Origin of the sequence: Protofrankia sp. CiT1 (assembly GCF_917627335.1) — a bacterium.
Taxonomy (GTDB): domain Bacteria; phylum Actinomycetota; class Actinomycetes; order Frankiales; family Frankiaceae; genus Protofrankia.
Window position 1 is genome coordinate 25,784 of record NZ_CAKJTP010000058.1, and the last position, 801, is coordinate 26,584.

Consider the following 801-nt stretch of genomic DNA (forward strand, 5'->3'; position numbering starts at 1 on the left):
GGACGATTCCTGGACAACGCGAACTTCTTCTCGGTTGCCGACCCGACGTCGATCGGTGATGACCAGCTCTTCGATCTGCTGATGTACGAGTACCCGCGGTGGCTCACCCAGGCACGCGCCCACGGCCTGGTCATCGGTACCTGACCGGTGACCAGGCCGGCGGGGCTCGAAGGCCGCCGTCGGCGCTGGCAGAAGATACCGCCCCAGCGGGGGGCCGTGGATCGGGCGGAGCTACTGGGGACGGTCGTGGACCGGGTGGGGCTACCCGGGGCGTGACAGGGTGCCAGCCGGCGGGCAGGGGCAGCGGTGTGTCTGCTGGGACGCGCCGGATGGTCGGGTCGTAGTCGTCCAGCTCGCCAGGCTCGAAGCGGACGTTTTTGATCACCCACCAGAAGGAGCCGGCCGGCTCACCGACCAGCTTGTATGAGCCGTCCGCCAGCAGAACCGCCCACCCGTCCCGAATGCCGATGACGGTCGCGATCTGTTGGCCGGTCGCGGTATCCCACAGCCGGACCGTGCCGTCGTCACCCCCGGATGCGATCATGGAGCTGTCCGGGGAGAATCCCACCGACCACACCCCGCGGTGTGGCCGGTCAGGGTGCGCAGTTCCCGCCCGGTCGCGACGTCCCACAACCGGACCATGCGGTCGTCACCCCCGGATGCGATCATGGAGCCGTCCGGGGAGAACCCCACCGACCACACCCAGTCGGTGTGGCCGGTCAGGGTACGCAGTTCCCGCCCGGTCGCAACCTCCCACAACCGGACCGTGCCGTCTCCCCCGGAGGCGATCATGGAGCCGTC

General features: G+C 69.3%; 3 protein-coding genes. 1 reads left to right on the top strand and 2 read right to left on the bottom strand.

Annotated features, from left to right (window positions below; all coding sequences use genetic code 11):
- The first annotated feature begins 9 nt into the window (after nt 1-9).
- Nucleotides 10-144 carry a VWA domain-containing protein gene (locus MJ785_RS22275; RefSeq protein WP_370652929.1) on the top strand — a complete coding sequence of 45 codons (135 nt, stop codon included), beginning with the start codon at nt 10-12 and terminating at the stop codon, nt 142-144.
- On the opposite strand, the gene MJ785_RS11735 is transcribed toward MJ785_RS22275, so the two are convergent.
- Both MJ785_RS11735 and MJ785_RS11740 read right to left on the bottom strand, forming a co-directional pair.
- Entirely contained in the window at nt 131-631 is a 501-nt protein-coding gene (locus MJ785_RS11735; protein WP_370652927.1) for a WD40 repeat domain-containing protein, read from the bottom strand. The genes MJ785_RS22275 and MJ785_RS11735 overlap by 14 nt on opposite strands.
- Nucleotides 541-801 (bottom strand): WD40 repeat domain-containing protein (locus MJ785_RS11740; protein WP_370652928.1); only part of this gene is annotated, 261 nt, incomplete at its 5' end. The genes MJ785_RS11735 and MJ785_RS11740, both read right to left, overlap by 91 nt.